Origin of the sequence: Hymenobacter sediminis (genome assembly GCF_003231285.1) — a bacterium.
Lineage (GTDB): Bacteria > Bacteroidota > Bacteroidia > Cytophagales > Hymenobacteraceae > Hymenobacter > Hymenobacter sediminis.
On record NZ_QKNS01000002.1, the window covers coordinates 69,243 to 87,234 of the forward strand.

A 17,992-nucleotide genomic window follows, 5' to 3' on the forward strand; every position below is an offset into this window, starting at 1 on the left:
CAACATATGGAACAGACGGCAACGTTTTTCGACACTTGGTATAACAGCACGGCTAAGCTTGTGAATGACTGGCGCGAGGCGACGGAAAAGCTTAACGGCGAGCAAAGGAACATGTGGGATGAGGCCGGCAAAATGCAGCAGAACTGGATGAGTTCTTTCCAGTCGATGATGCAGAATATGCAGCTGCCGTTCATGGGGGGCAGCGGCTCCAGCCCTTTTGCGCACTCGGGCATGCAGGATGCTTTTTTCAACATGTTGAAAAGCACCGATGTGTATACCCGCCTGTTTCAGCTCTGGCAGCCCGTATTGCAGGCTATGCAAAACAACAGCTTTCAGAGCCAGGACTTTTGGAAACTCATTGATCAGCAAGGGTTCAAAACCTTTGTAGACAAGCTCTTTGGGTTTGATGCCGTTACGCCGGTGCGCACCTTCATGGACCAGTCGACCCAGATGATGAAGCTGTGGATGAGCTCGGCTACGGAGGCTAGCAAGAATTTCGGGCCGATGTTCAGCAATGGGCTACCCTTCTTTGGCTCTTTAACCCAGCTCAATCCTCAGTCGCTGACGCAGTGGTACATGCAAATGGCCCAAACCGCTCAGCGAAGCATGGCGCCCTTCTGGGGCTCCACCGATACGGGCCAGATTCCCTCTATGCAGTCGGTGGTGGAGATGATGGAGCAGTGGGGCAACTACATGGCCAAGATGAACCAACTGCAAACCATGCTGTACAAGCACAGCGTTTCGGCCTGGGAGAAGGTGATGCAAACCATGGCCGATAAGGCCAAAGAAGGCAACGTGCCAACTGACTTTAATCAGTTTTATAACGAGTGGTCGGCTATTAATGAAGCCGAGTTTGTAGCCTTGTTTAATACGGATGAGTATGCGGCGCTGCAGGGTGAGTTAATTAAATTAAATTCTGAAATGAATAAGGCCTATGAAAAGCAAATGGAAGTTTTTCTGCAGCCTTACCCGGTAGTGTTGCGCTCCCAGTTAGATGAAGTATATAAGGTTAATCATGAGCTTCGGGGTAGGATAAATACGCTGGAAAAATTGGTTGATGAGCTACAGAAAAATAAGCCAGAAAATCAGGCTCCACAAAATCAGCTTGAAATAAAAACACCCAACGCGGAAGAAGGCAAGCCTGGCAGAAAGGAGAATAAATAAATGAATTTCCTGTCTCCGCAACGGGTACTGGAAGAGTTTGCCGCTACCACCTCCAAGCTAGCCCAAGGCTTCGATGCCCTCAAGCAGCTAGATGAGGTAGCAGTAGGGGTAGCGCCTAAGCAAGCCGTCTGGAAAAAGGACAAGGTGCAGTTGCTACAGTACGTGCGCGAAACGCCCGCCACTGCCCGCACGCCCATCCTGATTGTGTACGCGCTGGTGAACCGGCACGACATGATAGATATTCAGGCTGACCGCAGCTTCATCCGCAACCTGCAGGCTGCCGGGCTGGACTTGTACCTCGTCGATTGGGGCTACCCCACGCCGGAGGACCGGTACTTCACCATGGACGAGTACATCAACGGCTACCTCGACGACGCCGTGGATGTTATTCGGGCCCGGACGGGGCAGCCGGCCATTACGCTAATGGGTATTTGCCAGGGCGGCACCTTCAGCGTCATTTACTCGGCCCTGCACCCGCAGAAGGTCAAGAACTTGGTGACGCTGGTGACGCCCATCGACTTTGCTACCCCCCGCGACCTACTTTCAAAATGGGCTAAGCACCTGGACGTGGATGCCCTGGTAGACGCCCACGGCAACGTGCCCGGCGAGCTGCTGAATGCAGGCTTTGCTCTGCTCAAGCCCCTGCTCAAAACCACCAAATACGTGTCCATTCTCAATGCCGTGGACAAGCCCGAGCAACTGCTCAACTTTCTGCGCATGGAGCAGTGGATTGCCGACAGTCCTAGCCAGGCGGGGGAGTGTTTTCGGCAGTTTGTCAAGGAGTTATACCAGCAGAATAGGCTCGTTAAGGGCACCTTGGAACTGAGTGGTCGGCCCGTACGGCTGGCCAATATTACCATGCCCCTGCTCAACATTTATGCGCAGGAAGACCACTTGGTGCCCCCAGAGGCCTCTATACCCCTCAATGACCTAGTCGGCAGCCTCGACAAAAGCCTGACCCGGTTTGCGGGCGGACACATCGGGGTGTTTGTGGGCTCTCGGTCCCAGAAAGAATTAGCGCCGGGCATCGCGCACTGGCTACACGAAAGGGATACTTGATGTTTGATTTCATTCATGCGTGGAAATCGTTCTGGCACCCCGCCAGCGAACCGGCGGCCCGCATGCCGCTTACCGAAAACGACCCTGGAGAACAGATTCCCTACCCATACCCCGTAAAGAAAGTGCGGTTACCCGGGCAGGAGCTGGACATTGCTTACATTGATGTAGGCCCGCAAGATGCCGAGGTACTGGTGCTGGTTCACGGTATGGGCGGCGGCATTCCTACCTGGCGCAAGAACCTGGAGGTGCTGAAAAAGCAGTTCCGCTGCCTGGCCCTCGATTTGCCCGGGCACGGCTACTCCTCCAAGGGTGACTACCCTTATACCATATCGTTCTACACTGACGTGGTGCTGAGCTTTATCAATGCCTTGGGGGTAGGGCCCGTGACGTTGGTTGGGCATTCCATGGGGGGGCAAACCGCAATTATGGCGGGCTTACGAGAGCCGAACCTGATTCAAAAGCTGATTTTGGTATCGCCAGCGGGTGTAGAGCCCTATACATCGGTAGAAAAGCAGCTGCTGATCAATATGTCGGCTGGCGTGGTAGCAACAGGCAATGCCTTCACCAAAAACCGGCTCAACTTCCTGATTGGCTTCTGCAATAATGCTGAGCTGGCCGGCGACCTGGCCAAGCGGCTGGCCTTTTTCAAGGAAGATGCCGCCGTGTTTGGCCGGGCCATGCAGCGCTCCATCGAAGGCATGCTGCTAGAATCCCTAAACCACTCCCTGACGGAAATCCGGCAGCCTTGCCTGCTGCTGGTGGGCAAAGACGACAAGCTGAGTCCCTACCAATACCTGCGAGGCCAAGAGTACTACCAGATAGTAGTACGGGAATCGGCCAAGATACCGCATGGACACCTGGTAGTGGTTCCCCGGTGCGGCCACTTTGTGCAGTACCAGTGCCCCGAGGCCTTTAACACGGAAGTGCTGGAGTTTTTAAAAGAAAAGAAAGCCGCATAACGCAATCTAATGAGCCCATCTCATGAAAAATCCCACTGGAAGAGTTGCCTTGATTACGGGAAGTACGGGAGGCATCGGCACGGCGCTGTGCAAGAAACTATGCGAGGAAGGGTTCCGGGTAGTCGGAAATTTTCGCTGCTGGGAAAAGGCCCAAGCCATGCAAAACACCCTGCGGGACGTTGGCTGCGAGGTAGATATGCGCCAGGGCGATGTAGCGGATTTTGACTCGGTGGGCCGTATGGTGCAGGCCGTGGAAAGTGAAATAGGTCCTATCGAAGTTCTGATCAACAATGCCGGCATTGCCCGCGACGTGCGCTTCACCAAGATGGAAAAAGACGATTGGGACGACGTGATGAACACTAACCTCAACGGCGTCTTCAACTGCACCCGCCACGTTATCAACGGCATGATGGAGCGGCGCTACGGCCGCATCATCAACATATCCTCCATCAATGGGCAGAAAGGGCAGTTTGGGCAAACGAATTACTCGGCTGCTAAAGCTGGCATTCACGGGTTTACCAAGTCCCTGGCCCTGGAAGTAGCCAAGTACGGCATCACCGTGAATACCATTTCGCCCGGCTACATTGAAACGGAAATGGTTATGGCCGTACCGGAAAACATTCGGGAGCAGATTGTAGCACAAATTCCGGTGGGCCGGATGGGCTACATTGAGGAGGTAGCCGAAGCCGTTTCTTATCTAGTATCTGATAAATCAGGGTTTATTACGGGCTCTAATCTGAGCATAAACGGCGGCCAGCACATGTACTAGCCCGAAGCTAGGTGAGGTTTCTGCGTGGTAGAAAGCCACGGCCGAGCAAATCGGTCGTGGCTTTTTGGTTACGGCTTATGCCCAAGTAACGTGCTGATATGCAGACAGACGAGGTGGGTGATAAACGCAATGACAAGATTTTATGAGCGTTTTAGGCTAACCTGCCCCGACAGTACGTAGTTGTAGTTGTGTTTGAAACAGGGTTCGGTACGTGGTGCGGGCTTTTCAACTTTCTACTTCTATGTCGACATTTCCTTCTCCCGATAACGAGGGCGAAAAGCCGGAGCCTCGGCCCGAGGACGGCACGCGCCGTTCCTTCATGAAACAGGCCGGCGGCATTCTGGGGCTGGCCCTGGCGCCGCCCTTCGTCAGCCAGGCTGAGCGCCTGGCGGCCTACTCCAAAACGGTGGAAGGCGTCACGACCATGCAGCTGAAAGTAAACGGCGCCGTGCGTACGTTTCAGGCTGAGCCCCGGGTAAGCCTGCTTGATGCCCTGCGCGAGTACCTCGACCTGACCGGCACCAAAAAGGGTTGCGACCATGGCCAGTGCGGGGCCTGCACGGTGCACGTCGATGGCCGCCGCATCACGAGCTGCCTGACCCTGGCCGTCATGAACCAAGGCAAGGAAATAACCACCATTGAAGGCTTAGCAAAAGGGGAGGAGCTACACCCCATGCAGGAAGCCTTTATCAAGCACGACGGCTTCCAGTGCGGCTACTGCACGCCGGGCCAGATTATGTCGGCGGTGGCGTGCGTGCGTGAGGGCCACGCCGGCTCCGATGCCGAAATCAGGGAGTACATGAGCGGCAACCTGTGCCGCTGCGGGGCCTACCCCAACATTGTAGCCGCCGTGCGCGAGGTGCAGCAAAAAGGAGGAAAAGTCTAGATGAACAACTTCAGCTACACCCAGGCCGGTTCGGCCAAGGAAGCCACTGGCATCCGTAAAGACAAGCCCCAGGCCGCCTACATTGCTGGCGGTACTACCCTGCTGGACTTGATGAAGGCCAATCTGGAGGAGCATCCGCTGCTGGTTGACATCAACATGCTACCCTTCAAAGGCCTTGAGCAAACCAAGGACGGGCTGCGCATCGGGGCCCTGGAGCGCATGAGCGACGTAGGCGAAAACGCGCTGGTGAAGCAGCAGTTTCCGGCCATTTCCGAGTCGCTGCTACTGGCCGCCTCGCCCCAACTGCGCAACATGGCCAGCATTGGGGGTAACATTCTGCAGCGCACCCGCTGCGGCTACTTCCGCGACGCCGCATTTCCCTGCAACAAGCGCGTGCCCGGCTCCGGCTGCCCCGCCCAGCAGGGCGACAACCACAACCTGGCCATACTGGGCGTGAGCGAGGCCTGCATTGCCACCAGCTACCCCGGCGACTTGTCGGTGGCCCTGGCCGCCTTTGATGCCGTACTGACCCTGGAAAACGCCAAAGGCAAGCAGCGCCGCGTGCCCATTACGGAGTTTTACTTGCTGCCCGGCAAAACCCCGCACATTGAAACCGTGCTGGAGCCCGGCGAGCTAATCGTGTCTATTCTGGTGCCCGCGGGAGCCTACACCCAGCGCTCTACCTACCTGAAAGTGCGCGAGCGGAGCAGCTACGCTTACGCCCTGACCTCCGCCGCCGTGGGCCTGGATGTGCAAGGCGGATCTATCCGCTCAGCGCGCGTGGCCCTGGGTGGGGTAGGAGCCCAGCCCTGGCGCTCCCGCGAAGCCGAGCAAATTCTGACCGGTGCCCCCGCCACCGAAGCCACCTTCCGGGCGGCGGCGGTGGCAGCCTTGCGCGGCGCCCAGCCTCGGGAGCACAACCGCTTCAAGGTAGAGCTGGCCCAGAACACGCTGGTGCAGGCCTTGCAGAAAGTAGCAGGGTAGGGTGCCTTTTGAATAGGTAGGCGCATGCTTCCAAACGCAGTGGTAGCCTACCCCCAACTTCCTGCTGAACCCCGCGTCCGCGAGGCCGGAGCAGGCGGTTGTTTTCTTCGCTTTATGTTTAGACTTCCTCATGGATACCGAACCCGCATTCTTTGAAACCAACCCCAAGGCCGGCTCCGTGGGGCAGCCGCTGGACCGGGTCGATGGCCGGGCCAAAGTGACGGGGCAGGCTCGCTACTCGGCCGAGTTCAACAGCCTGCCTGGCTTAGTGCACGCGGTGCTGAAAACCAGCGAGGTAGCTAAAGGCCGCATTCAGAGTATTGATACCAGCGCGGCTCTGAAGGAGCCGGGGGTGGTAGCCATTCTTACCCACCAGAACCTGCCCCAACTGGCCAAAACGCCCAACAGCCCCGAGGGGAAAAAGGCCATTGGCGCCCCTATGGGTTTCCTACCCCTCACCACCGACCAGGTGCATTACGCCGGGCAGCCGGTAGCTATTGTGCTGGCCAACACCCTGGAACGAGCCCAGCACGCGGCCGCCCTGGTACGCGTGAATATTGCCGCTGAAAAGCCCCTGGCTTCCTACGCCGACCCGCGCGCCGAGCTGTTCGATCCGCAGAAGGTGCAGGATGGCAAAACCGAGGGCCATACGGTGCGCGGCAACCCCAAGGCTGCCTTCGCGGCGGCGCCGGTGCAGCTTACCCACACCTATGAGCACGCCATCAACCACCACAACCCCATGGAGCCGGGCTCTACCACGGCCCACTGGGAAGCCCCGGACCGCGTAACCGTGTACGAATCGACGCAGGGGGTGACGCGCACGCAGAAGGCCCTAAGTGCCATGCTGGGCCTTCCTACTGAGCAGGTGCGCGTCGTCACAAAGTACCTCGGCGGCGGCTTTGGCTGCAAGGGCTCTACCTGGCCCCACACCGTCCTGACGGTGCAGGCAGCTAAGGCAGTAGGTCGGCCCGTGAAGCTGGCCCTCACGCGCCCGCAGATGTTCACCAGCATGGGCCACCGCGAAGACCAAACCCAGACCCTGAAAGTAGGCGCAACCAAGGACGGCAAGCTGCTGGCTCTCATCCACGAGAAAACCTCCACCACCTCACCCTGGGACAACTACGCGGAGCCTAACAGCCGGATAATCAATCTGCTCTACAACTGCCCCGCGTTTGAATCGACGTACCAGCTGGCCCGTGCCGACGTGATGACCTCCACGTTTATGCGCGCCCCCGGCGAGGCGCCTGGCTCGTTCGCCATCGAGTGCTCCATGGATGATCTAGCCTACCAGCTGGGCATTGACCCTTTGGAAATCCGGCTGCGCAACTACGCCGAAAAAGACCCCAGCAACGGCAAACCGTGGAGCAGCAAAAGCCTGAAGCAGTGCTACGCCCGCGGGGCCGAGCTGTTCGGCTGGAGGAAGCGCAACCCCCAAGCCGGCGCCACCCGCGACGGCCGCCTGCTGGTAGGCTGGGGCATGGCTACGGCTTCCTACCCCGTGCACAACAACCAGGGCACCGCCCGCGTGCGCCTCTACGCCGATGGGCACGCCGTGGTGCAAACTGGTGCCACCGACCTGGGCACTGGCACCTACACCGTCATGACCCAGGTAGCCGCCGACGCGCTGTGGCTTACTCCTGACAAAATCCGCTTTGAATTGGGCGACACCAAGCTGCCTACCGCGCCCAACTCGGGTGGGTCGGTGGCGGCGGGCACAGTATCGTCGTCCATCTATATGGCGGCCCAGGACGTGTGGCAAAAGCTTATCAAGCTGGCTACTCAGGATAAAAAGTCGCCCCTGTACCGGGCCAAGGCGGCTGATGTGGTGGTAGAAAACGGCCGCATGGTACTTAAGGCCAACAAAGCCAAGGGTGAAGACTTTGCGACCCTGATGAAGCGCAACGAAACCACCGACATTGAGGGCACTGGCAACGGTAAGTACGGCGCCGGCTACGAATCGGGCCTGGCCGCCGGCCCCGCCGACTCGGGCCACCAGGACGACATGGCTGGCCACTCCATGCACTCCTTCGGCGTGCACTTCTGCGAGGTGAAAGTAGACCCCGACCTGGGTACCGTGCGCGTTTCGCGCTGGGTGAGCGTGCACGCCGCCGGCCGCATCCTCAACGCCAAAACCGCCCGCTCCCAGATTATCGGGGGTAGTATTTTCGGTATTGGCAATGCCCTGATGGAAGGCACCTTCCGCGACCCGAACTTCTCGCGCTACACCAACTCCAACCTCGCCGACTACCACGTACCCGTCTGCGCCGACATACCGGACATGACAGTGGAGTTCATTGAGGAGCACGACCCCTACATCAATGCCATGGGCGTGAAAGGCATTGGCGAAATTTCGATGGTAGGGGTGTCGGCGGCTGTGGCCAATGCCGTATTCCATGCCACCGGTAAGCGCATTCGCAGCCTGCCCATCACGCCGGATAAAGTTCTGGAAACGAAAAAGGTGCAAGCCTAAGTTGTGAGGTAAAACGGAAAGTAAAGGGAGGCTTTGAGCGCAACGGCAGGTATCGTCCTGAGCGGGTTCAAAGGGCCTTTGCCGAGAGTAATGGCTACCCCCACCAAAGCTGTAAAAGCACTTTGCTTCCACTCAGGATGACACGTTTTCGGTGCTGATAAAAACATTGATCTGCCTTCGCTCTTTTGCAGAGGAAGGGCTCAACGTGCAGCCTGCTGCCCGGCTTCTGCGTATTGCTTCTTCATCAGCGCTCAGCTGATAGCCTAGATTATGACTGAACTTCAGCGCCTGTTGCGCGCCTATGATGAACACCGCGCCGCCGGGCGGGCTTGTGCCTTGGCCTCGGTGGTGGATGTAGCCGGCTCGGCCTACCGCCGGCCCGGTGCCCGTATGCTGGTGACCGATGAGGGGCAACTAACTGGAGCCATCAGCGGGGGCTGCCTGGAAGGAGATGCCCGCCAACGGGCCCGCCGTACCATACAGCAGGGCCGCCCCACGGTAGTGACCTACGACTCCACCGACCCTGACGACGACCTGCAGTTCGGGGCCGCCCTGGGCTGCCAGGGTGTTGTGCAGATTCTGCTGGAACCCCTGAACTTCCAAGACCCCGATAACCCTGTGGAGCTGCTGCGCCGCTGGGCCGAGGGGGTAGAGAAGCCCGCTGTGGTAGCCACGGTGTTTGGAGTAGCCGGTTCAGGCTCCGAAGTAGGGGTAGGGCAGCGCCTCCTGCTCACCCACGACCATACCGCTCAAGGCACTCTGCCGGAACAGGCGGTGCTCTACCCCCAGATTCTGGCCGATGCGCAGACCGCTCTGGCTGCCGGGCAGCCCGCTACCCGCCACTACCCCGTGGAGGCCGGTACTGTACGTGTAAGCCTGGAAATCCTGCGCCCCCCAGTTCGCCTGACGGTATATGGGGCCGGCAATGATGTGCAGCCCTTGGTGCGTTTGGCCTCTAGCCTGGGCTGGCGGGTACAGGTAGTAGATGGCCGCCCGGCCCAGGCCCAGCTTAGCCGGTTTCCGGAAGCCGACGTGGTGCGGGTGCTACCCCTGGCCCAAGTGGAAACCGAGCCTTATGACGGCAGCTTCGCTCTGCTGATGACCCACAACTACTACTACGATCTGGCCGTGCTGCGCCATCTGCTGCCCGACCCGAGCACCACGTACATTGGGCTGCTGGGGCCGCGCAAGAAATACGAGCGCCTCCTCGACGACCTCCGCCAGCAGACACCCAATGCCGCCGAGCAGTTGCAGGGCCGCATCCACAGCCCCATCGGCCTGAACCTGGGAGCCGAAACACCCGAGGAAATTGCCTTGTCCATCGTAGCTGAAATCCAGGCAGTGCTTACCAAGCGCCCCGCCGGCTTCCTGCGCGACTCGCCGCACCCCATCCACCCGCCCCTGCGCGCCGATGGGCCGCTGGTAGCAGAGGGCCGGGTAGATGCAGTGTGCGGCTTGTAGCCTGCAGCATCATTCGGCTCAGCCAAATCCTACCCCTTGCTCTTCCTTTAAACCTCCGCATGCCCGCCATTATTCTGCTTGCTGCCGGTGCGTCCACGCGTTTGGGGCGGCCCAAACAGCTGCTACGCTACCACGGCCAGACGCTACTGCGCCGCGCCGCCGAAACGGCCGTGGCAGCGGCAGCCGGTGCGGCAGTGGTGGTGGTAACTGGCGCTCAGCACGAGGCCCTGCTGCCAGAACTGGCCGGTTTGCCGGTAACGGCGGCCCAATGCCTGGTGTGGGAGCAGGGGATGGGAGCATCGGTAAAATGCGGCTTGGCAGCTATAGAGAAGCTAGAGGCCTTGGACAAAGGAATAACGCTGACGCTCTGCGACCAGCCCCACGTAACTCCTGGGCTGTTGCAGAAGCTTGTTGCAACACAAACCGCCACTGGTCGCCCTATTGTAGCCTGCGCCTATGCGGGCGTGCAAGGTGTGCCCGTATTTTTCAGCAAAGCGGCAGTTCCCTTGCTCCGTGAACTCCAGAACGAGGCTGGTGCTGGGCAACTCCTGAAGCGCTATCCGGAACTGGTAGCCACTGTGCCGTTTCCCGAAGGCGCTATTGATGTAGATACCGAGGCACAGTACGCCGCTCTGCTAGCTGGAGAGTAGGGCCGGCCGCAGGAAACAAAATGGTAGTGCGGAGCTGACAACCGCAACCAGGAATTCCCGTTATCTTGGCCGGAGCACACTTTTCCCCTCGCCTGTATGAGCACTACCCCGGCCGCCGCGGCGGACCCCTCCTTCGATACCATTCCCAAGGACGACAAGCGCATCACCCGCGGCTGGACCTTTTATGACTGGGCCAACTCCGTGTACCCGCTCGTCATCACCAGCTCCATCTTTCCCATTTACTGGGGCTCGATGGTAAAGGAAGTCACCAACACAGACAGCGGAAAAACTCCAGTTGACTTCCTCGGTCTGCATGTACCCGGCACTTCACTGCAGAACTATTCCGTATCGGCTGCCTTTCTCATCATTGCTCTAATCAGCCCACTTCTCACTGCCCTGGCCGATTTCTCGGGGCGTAAGAAGCTGTTCTTGCAGATTTTCTGCTACATCGGGGCCATTTCCTGCGCTTGTCTGTACTTCTTTGAGCCCAACACGTTTACCATTAGTGTGTTTGTGTTTATCATGGCTACGGTAGGCTTTTCAGGCTCCATTGTGTTCTACAACTCCTATCTGCCTGATATTTCTTCCGAAGAAAAGTTTGACTCTCTTTCAGCCAGGGGCTTTTCCATGGGATACATCGGGTCGGTGTTGTTGCTGGTGCTCTGTTTGATGCTGATCCAAGGACCCACACTTTCAGGCACACCTATGTTTGGTCTCACCCCCCAGAAGGCTACCCAATTCAGCTTTCTGCTCACCGGCATCTGGTGGGCGGGCTTTGCTCAAATTCCATTTTTAACTCTGCCCGCTGACCGTGGCCGCCCCGCTAATGCCACTTCGGAATCGGGCTGGCTGCTAAACGGCTTTCGCGAGCTGGGCAAAGTGTGGGAAGAAACCAAGCACCAGCCCAATCTGAAGCGCTTCCTACTAGCCTATTTCACTTACAACATGGGAGTGCAAACGGTGATGTACGTAGCTACTCTCTTTGGTGACGAGGAACTGCATCTGGATAGCAAATCGCTTATCATCACTATCCTGCTGCTTCAAATTGTGGGTATTCTTGGCGCTTACCTCTTCTCCAAGCTTTCAGAGCGTATTGGTAACACGCGGGCTCTAAGTTGGGCTGTGTTCATCTGGATGCTGATTTGCATTGCTGGCTATTTCGTGCAGGCCGGGTGGAGCTTCTATGCTCTGGCCGCTATTATTGGTCTGACCATGGGTGCGGTTCAAAGTTTATCGCGTTCCACCTACTCCAAGATTATCCCAGAAAATACGCATAACTCGGCCGCTTATTTCAGCTTCTTCGACGTAACCGAGAAAGTCGGCATTGTTATCGGGCTGGTCGTGTTCGGAGGAATTTCGCAGCTAATGGGCGGTAACATGCGCTATAGCATTCTGGCGTTGATTGTGTTCTTCATTCTGGGGTTGATTTTCCTGCTGCAACTGCGTGGTAAGAAGCTGCGAGACACAGATGCTTCAGAAGCTACCACGCTAGGCCCACCGCCCGCCACCCCGAACGTAGGTATGCCTGCCTCCGCTAGATAACTTGATGTATTCTAACATAAGAAAGCCGCTTCAGGTAGCTGAAGCGGCTTTCTTGCGTTTGGCTGCCAACCAACCTTGCCTGAAACAGTTACTTTGGCACCGTTTTCAAATTTCCCTTCTCCAACTCATGACCGACACCCAACCCACCCTGCAAGCCTCCCTCAGCCAGGAACTGCGTACTGAACTCAAGCTGACTCGCCGCTTGCTGGAGCGCGTCCCTACGGAGCAGTTCGGCTGGCAGCCCCACCCCAAGTCCATGACCATTGGGGCGCTGGCTTCGCACATGGCGAACCTGATCGGCTTCCTGGAACTGTCCCTGACGGGGCCGCACACCGAGGTAACCACCGTACAGATGCCCCAGGGCGCGGATACCGACGCGGTGCTGCGCCGCTTCGATGTGAATAGCGAGAACATCCACAAGGCCCTGGAGCAGGTCGATGACGCTACTTTCCACGGACAATGGTCGTTGCGCCGGGGCGAGCAGGTGCTCATGAGCCTGCCGCGTGCTGCCGTAGCCCGTACTATGGTGCTTAATCACCTCATTCACCACCGCGGCCAACTCTCGGTGTACCTGCGCCTGCTCGACATCCCGGTGCCTGCCATCTACGGTGGCTCCGCCGATGAAGGCCCGGTGCGGGGGTAGGAATTTGCTGATGGATAAAAAACATCTGTCATCCTGAACATGTCGCGCATCAAGCGAGGGCGAAGGGCCTCTACGGAGTGTAATTACACTCCGTAGAGGCCCTTCACTGCGTTGTAGCGTTTGTTGGTGTAGTACTACTTCCCGCCGAACACCCGTTCGCCGGCAATCCAGGTTTGCTGCACCTTAGCACCGCGCAGCTTTTCTTTGGGTGCCTGCAACAGATCGGTATCGAGGATAACGAAATCGGCGGCCATGCCGGGGCGGATGCTACCCTTCTGCTTGTCCTCAAAGGCGGCGTGGGCGGCCCAGGTGGTCATGCCGCGCAGGGCATCTTCGCGGCTCAGAGCATTTTCCATCTGAAAGCCTTGGGCGGGGTAGTTTTTGGCGTCCTGCCGGGCTACGGCGCTGTGGAAGCCGAACAACGGGTTGATGTCTTCCACCGGGAAATCGGAGCCCAGCGCTACCTGCCCGTACTGCTTGCGTAAGTCGTTGAAGGCGTAGGCGGTTTTGAGCCGCTCGGCACCCAGTCGCTCCCCGGCCCAGTACATATCAGAAGTAGCGTGGGTGGGCTGCACCGAGGGCACAATGCCGTACTGCCCGAACTTAGCTACATCGGCCTTGCTGACCACTTGGGCGTGCTCGATGCGCCAGCGCCGGTCTTTCTGGCCTTTCAAAGCCTCGCCGTAAATATCCAGTAAGAGGCGGTTACTAGAGTCGCCGATGGCGTGGGTGTTCATCTGAAATTTGCTGGCCGCTAGCTCTTTGGCTAGGTTGCGGAAATCAGCTACCGAGGAAAGCAGAAAGCCCGTTTCCTTCGGCTGATCGGAGTACGGATGGATCAGGCAGGCTCCGCGGGAGCCCAGGGCTCCGTCGGCATACACCTTGAAGGAACATACCGTGAGCCTGTCCTTGAACACGGGGCCATTTTTGAGGTAAAAGTCCTTATTCTGCTTGGTGGGCGCGAGCATGGCATAGAGGCGTACCTTCAGCTTGCCTTGCTGCTGCAGGCCGTCAATGCGGTCTACGTTGGCTTTTTCCAGGCCGGCATCAGCCATGCTGGTGAGGCCCACGGCCACGCAGCGTTTCTGGGCGTCCAGCAAGGCGGCTTCGGCTTCAGCAGCAGTTGGCTCCGGAATCTTGCCCGACACTAAGCGCACGGCATTGTCTACCAGCAACCCGGTGAGCTTGCCGCCAGCATCCTTCGTGATGGTGCCTCCGCTGATGGGCGTGCGGGCCGTAACGCCAGCCAGGTCCAGGGCTTTCTGGTTCACGAGGGCCGCGTGCCCATCTACCCGCGTGATGAAAACTGGCGTATTCGGAAACAGTACGTCCAGAGTGTCCTTCGTCGGGAATTGCTTGCCTGGCCAGTCGTTCTGGTCCCAGCCGCGGCCCGTGAGCCAAGCCGCTTGGGGATACTGCTGCCGTTGCTGCTGGAGCTTCTGCACTACCTCTTGCCAGGAGCCGGTGCCTACCAGATCAGCGTCGCGTAGGCCCAGGGCGTAGCGGTAGAAGTGGCAGTGCGCATCGTAGAAGCCGGGGTAGATGAACTGGCCCTGGGCGTCTACCTCTTGCTCCGCCTGAAACTTGCCGCGCAGCTCGTCCGCCGTGCCTACCCCCACAAACTTGCCATCCTTCACGGCAAAGGCCTGGACTTTGCTAAAGGCAGAATCGACGGTGTACACGGTGGCGTTGTACACCAGCAGGTCGGCGGCTTGGCGGGAGGTAGTCTGGCAGGCGCTGAAGCCTCCGAGCAGCAGAGGCAGCGCCAGCAACGGGCGGAAATGTGGGGTCATATAGATGGCTATGGTTGTGGTGAGGCAGAGTCGGGATTTACCTGCCGCGGGCTGCAAGTTGAGGTGGAAAATTGAATGTTGGATTCGGGCGTGCGACGAACGCCGACCCCTGCGCACGAAAAAGCCTCAACCCCTTGAGCAGGGTTGAGGCTTTTCATGGGGGTAGGAAAATCTATTCGAAGCGCATGTGCTTCACCGATTCGCCGGAGTTCTTCAGCTCGAGCAACGACTCAATACCAATCTGCAGGTGTGAGGTCACGAAGTCGGCGGTTACTTTCTTGTCGCTCTCGGAGGTTTTCACGCCTTCGGGTGTCATCGGGTTATCCGATACCAGCAGCAGGGCGCCGTGAGGAATTTCGTTCACGAAGCCTACCGTGAAGATGGTAGCCGTTTCCATATCCACGGCCATGGCCCGGATCTGGCGCAGATACTCCTTGAAGTTCTCGTCGTGCTCCCACACGCGGCGGTTGGTGGTGTACACGGTGCCGGTCCAGTAGTCCTTCTCGTGCTTCTTGATCATGGAAGACACGGCGCGCTGCAGGCGGAAGGAGGGTAGGGCCGGAATTTCGGCGGGCAGGTAGTCGTCGGAAGTACCCTCACCGCGGATAGCCGCGATGGGCAGAATCAGGTCGCCAAGCTTGGTCTTGTTTTTCAAGCCGCCGCACTTGCCCAGGAACAGCGCCGCTTTAGGCTTAATGGCCGACAGCAAGTCCATAACGGTAGCTGCCATGGGGGAACCCATGCCAAAGTTGATGATGGTAATGCCGTTGGCGGTGGCCGTCTGCATGGGTTTGTCCAGTCCGCGCACTTCCACGCCGAACTGCTCGGCAAACATGTGCACGTAGTTGATAAAGTTGGTCAGCAGGATGTACTGGCCAAATTCATCCAGTGGAACGCCGGTGTAGCGGGGTAACCAGTTCTCAACAATGTCGGCTTTGGTCTTCATAAGGTATGTCAAATATGTGTTGCTTGTGGAAAGGCTATGCGAGCATCGGCCGCGGCAGGCTGCCGCCACCAGCTACGGGCAGCCGGAAAAATAGGGTACAAAAAAACCGTCGGGACCCAGAAACCTGGGTGCGACGGTACGGGGCGAAAAGCGGGAGTAAATACCCAGGGCCGTACCTTTGGAGGTGATGCAAGAGTTGAACCTGCCGCCTTTCGAGTACAAAGTTACACAATCCAGCGAAAATTTGCTAATCTGGGATGTTCTGCGCCGCCGCAACGTGGTGCTCACGCCCGAAGAATGGGTGCGCCAGCACGTAGTACACTACCTCATCAACCACCGCGGCTACCCGAAGGGTTTGCTGAGCCTAGAGCGCGGCCACCGCTACAACCAGCGCCAAAAACGCACTGATTTAGTGGCCCTGGATGCCCACGGCAAACCGCTCTTGCTGGTGGAATGCAAAGCTCCCTCGGTACCCATTACCGCCGCCGTGGCCCTGCAGGCGGCTACCTATAATCAGACAATCGGGGCTCCGCTGCTGCTGCTCTCCAACGGTCTCAGCCACTTCTGCTGGCGTGTAAACTTCGAGCAGCGCACCAACGAGCGGCTGACGGAAGTGCCGAGGTACGGTGAATGAGTGAAGTGCGCCACCCCGCTAGAGCTTTGAGCGATAGAAGGGGGGTAGGCAGCTACTGATATGTCGCCCCTGCGGGTCTACCCGTTAGAATTAACCGAACGGCCAACTCACTCATTTACTACTTGTATAAGCTGTTATCAGCCAAGCCATTCAGGAAAAACTGTACACAGGCTTTCAACTCATTGCCATACTGGCGCAGCTTCTCGGGGTTGGGGTTGGTGAGAGGGGTAGGAGGGAGCCGGTGATTACGGTAGGGGTAGAGCTTAACGTGGTTGTCAATCGTTAGCTCCGTCACGAAATCTGAATGAACAAGGAAGTAGCTGCCGCCGCTCAGGAACAGGGCCCGACCGGTAGTAGCTGTATCAAACACCGAGTAGCCGAAGGGAAGCAACTGCTTGGTTGGTAGCCCCAAGTAGTCGAGAATGGTAGCGGGCACATCGGCCTGCTGGGTGATGCGCTGCGGATTAGCTGCCGGTAGCGCCCGGCCGGGGTGAAAGAGCAGCAAGGGGGTTTTGTAGCTACCCAAGGTATTCTGATAGTCGGGCCGGAGGGTCTGGGAGGTGTGGTCGGCCAGCAGAATGAACAGCGTATTACGGTACCAGGGCTGTTTGGCGGCAGTCTGGAAAAACCGGCGCAAGGCAAAATCGGTGTACCGGATGGAGGCGTGTATGGGCAGCCGACCGGGTGCGAACCGGCTTTTGTACTGCGCCGGCACCGGAAAAGGCTCGTGTGAGGTAAGCGTGAACACCGTAGAGAAAAACGGCTGCTTCTGCTGGCTTAGCTGCTGGGCAAAATACTGGAGATAGGGCTCATCGAAAATGCCCCAGTGTCCGTCGTAATCGGGGCTCTTGATGCCCTTGGGGTACTCCTGTAGGCCGTAATACTGCTGCATACCCGTAATGCCAGCAAAAGTATTGAACCCCATGGTACCATTCTGGGCTCCGTGAAACACGGAGGTAGCGTAGCCTTCCCGGCTCAGCATCTCGCCCAGGCCGTGCAGCTCATTGGTTTGGAAGTTAGAGGTGATAAACGGGCTTTCCATCAGGGAGGGCAAGCCGGCCAGCACGGCTGGTAGTGCCTCAATGGAGCGGCGGCCGTTGGCGTAGTGGTGCCGGAACAGCAGGCCCTGGGTCGCCAGCGAATCAAAGAAAGGGGTGTAGCCTCGCCCACCGTTTTCTACGCCGTTGTACTCGGAGGCAAAGCTTTCTACCAGCAATACCACTACATTGTCATGCGGGGCGGCAGGACGGGCCGCCGGCTGATGCACGGCCAGCGCCGCGTGCAGGGCCTCCGCGGAAGCAAAGTAGCTGCGCCGCTCCGGGGGCTGGTACCCAAGGCTTTTAAGAAAGGTGAACGTACTGTTGAGCGTGACGTGGCCCAGAATGGGCGGCGCCTGCACAAAGGCGTGGCCGGTGCGCAAGGGCTTGAGCTGAAACCCGCCCCGGATACCGAGCACCGTTAGGCCCGCTATCAGTACAAAGGTCAGCCCCGGCCGCAGCCACTGCCGCGGGTCGGTCCTCATCGGAGCAGGTACGGAGGCTTCGGGCCGCGGCATGGGGTAGGCATACCACAGCAGCCCAAACAGTACAGCAAACGGAATGAGCAGAAACCAATAATGCCCTACCAGCTGCCCGGCCTGCCGCTGAATGTCGCCGGTGATAGTAAACAGCTCGTTGCTGGTGCGGCGGCCAATGAATTTAAAGTATTGCGTGTCAATGAGGTTGAGCGCAATGCCGCTAGCATTCAGGGTCAGATACACGCCTCGTACCAGCCGCTGCCACGAAACATCTACGTTTGGCACCAACGACATCAGCACAAACGGCAGGTTCAGGAGCAGCAGCCCCGCTATATCAAACCGCAACCCATACACAAATGCCCACGCCACCTGCCCAGCCGTTGCTTCCTGGAACACGGCGTAGTTGGCCCAGTAAAAGCCCAGGCGCAGTACCATGTATATTCCCAGCAGCAGCGCAAACCGCCGCACTAGCAGGCGCAAAAACAGTGAAGGCATAGAAAGCACTAAGTGAAGAGC

The 17,992-nt window shown here is 58.3% G+C and carries 15 protein-coding genes; 12 read left to right on the forward strand and 3 right to left on the reverse strand.

Annotated elements, in window-relative coordinates; translation table 11 throughout:
* Nucleotides 1-6 precede the first annotated feature (6 nt).
* The 11 genes from DNI29_RS06910 (at nucleotide 7) to DNI29_RS06960 (ending at nucleotide 12,587) form a co-directional block, all read left to right on the forward strand.
* Nucleotides 7-1,164: a poly(R)-hydroxyalkanoic acid synthase subunit PhaE gene (locus tag DNI29_RS06910; protein WP_110977371.1), complete on the forward strand. Its 1,158-nt coding sequence runs from the start codon at nucleotides 7-9 to the stop codon at nucleotides 1,162-1,164.
* Nucleotides 1,165-2,223, forward strand: coding sequence for a class III poly(R)-hydroxyalkanoic acid synthase subunit PhaC (gene phaC / locus DNI29_RS06915; RefSeq protein WP_110977372.1), 1,059 nt, complete (start codon nucleotides 1,165-1,167; stop codon nucleotides 2,221-2,223).
* On the forward strand, nucleotides 2,223-3,182 hold the full coding sequence (locus DNI29_RS06920) for an alpha/beta fold hydrolase (RefSeq protein ID WP_110977373.1): 960 nt from the start codon (nucleotides 2,223-2,225) through the stop codon (nucleotides 3,180-3,182). The genes phaC and DNI29_RS06920 overlap by 1 nt, the downstream gene beginning before the upstream one ends.
* Nucleotides 3,183-3,204: 22 nt before the next feature.
* A complete protein-coding gene (gene phbB / locus DNI29_RS06925) occupies nucleotides 3,205-3,951 on the forward strand; it encodes an acetoacetyl-CoA reductase (protein ID WP_110977374.1) in 747 nt (248 codons plus the stop codon).
* A gap of 241 nt (nucleotides 3,952-4,192) precedes the next feature.
* Nucleotides 4,193-4,837 carry a (2Fe-2S)-binding protein gene (locus tag DNI29_RS06930; protein WP_110977375.1) on the forward strand — a complete coding sequence of 215 codons (645 nt, stop codon included), beginning with the start codon at nucleotides 4,193-4,195 and terminating at the stop codon, nucleotides 4,835-4,837.
* On the forward strand, nucleotides 4,838-5,821 hold the full coding sequence (locus tag DNI29_RS06935; RefSeq protein ID WP_110977376.1) for an FAD binding domain-containing protein: 984 nt from the start codon (nucleotides 4,838-4,840) through the stop codon (nucleotides 5,819-5,821).
* A 130-nt stretch (nucleotides 5,822-5,951) separates the two neighbouring features.
* Entirely contained in the window at nucleotides 5,952-8,291 is a 2,340-nt protein-coding gene (locus tag DNI29_RS06940; protein ID WP_110977377.1) for a xanthine dehydrogenase family protein molybdopterin-binding subunit, read from the forward strand.
* 270 nt (nucleotides 8,292-8,561) lie between these two features.
* The gene (locus DNI29_RS06945; RefSeq protein WP_110977378.1) at nucleotides 8,562-9,752 is read left to right on the forward strand and encodes an XdhC family protein; all 1,191 of its coding nucleotides are present in this window, start codon (nucleotides 8,562-8,564) and stop codon (nucleotides 9,750-9,752) included.
* 59 nt (nucleotides 9,753-9,811) lie between these two features.
* The gene (locus DNI29_RS06950) at nucleotides 9,812-10,402 is read left to right on the forward strand and encodes a nucleotidyltransferase family protein (RefSeq protein ID WP_110977379.1); all 591 of its coding nucleotides are present in this window, start codon (nucleotides 9,812-9,814) and stop codon (nucleotides 10,400-10,402) included.
* 96 nt (nucleotides 10,403-10,498) lie between these two features.
* Nucleotides 10,499-11,944 (forward strand): MFS transporter, encoded by a 1,446-nt coding sequence (locus DNI29_RS06955; protein WP_110977380.1) that lies wholly within the window; start codon nucleotides 10,499-10,501, stop codon nucleotides 11,942-11,944.
* A gap of 127 nt (nucleotides 11,945-12,071) precedes the next feature.
* The gene (locus tag DNI29_RS06960; RefSeq protein WP_162303535.1) at nucleotides 12,072-12,587 is read left to right on the forward strand and encodes a DinB family protein; all 516 of its coding nucleotides are present in this window, start codon (nucleotides 12,072-12,074) and stop codon (nucleotides 12,585-12,587) included.
* A gap of 134 nt (nucleotides 12,588-12,721) precedes the next feature.
* On the opposite strand, the gene DNI29_RS06965 is transcribed toward DNI29_RS06960, so the two are convergent.
* Together DNI29_RS06965 and DNI29_RS06970 are read right to left on the reverse strand one after the other, a co-directional pair.
* Nucleotides 12,722-14,380 (reverse strand): amidohydrolase, encoded by a 1,659-nt coding sequence (locus DNI29_RS06965; protein ID WP_110977382.1) that lies wholly within the window; start codon nucleotides 14,378-14,380, stop codon nucleotides 12,722-12,724.
* Between the two features lie 172 nt (nucleotides 14,381-14,552).
* Nucleotides 14,553-15,326, reverse strand: a complete 774-nt coding sequence (locus tag DNI29_RS06970) for an AMP nucleosidase (RefSeq protein WP_110977383.1) — start codon at nucleotides 15,324-15,326, stop codon at nucleotides 14,553-14,555.
* Between the two features lie 187 nt (nucleotides 15,327-15,513).
* Between DNI29_RS06970 and DNI29_RS06975 the strand changes: the two genes are divergently transcribed.
* Nucleotides 15,514-15,960, forward strand: coding sequence for a type I restriction enzyme HsdR N-terminal domain-containing protein (locus DNI29_RS06975; RefSeq protein WP_110977384.1), 447 nt, complete (start codon nucleotides 15,514-15,516; stop codon nucleotides 15,958-15,960).
* A 118-nt stretch (nucleotides 15,961-16,078) separates the two neighbouring features.
* Here the strand turns inward: DNI29_RS06975 and DNI29_RS06980 are convergent, their stop codons facing one another.
* Nucleotides 16,079-17,971: an LTA synthase family protein gene (locus tag DNI29_RS06980; RefSeq protein WP_110977385.1), complete on the reverse strand. Its 1,893-nt coding sequence runs from the start codon at nucleotides 17,969-17,971 to the stop codon at nucleotides 16,079-16,081.
* Between the last annotated feature and the right edge of the window lie 21 nt (nucleotides 17,972-17,992).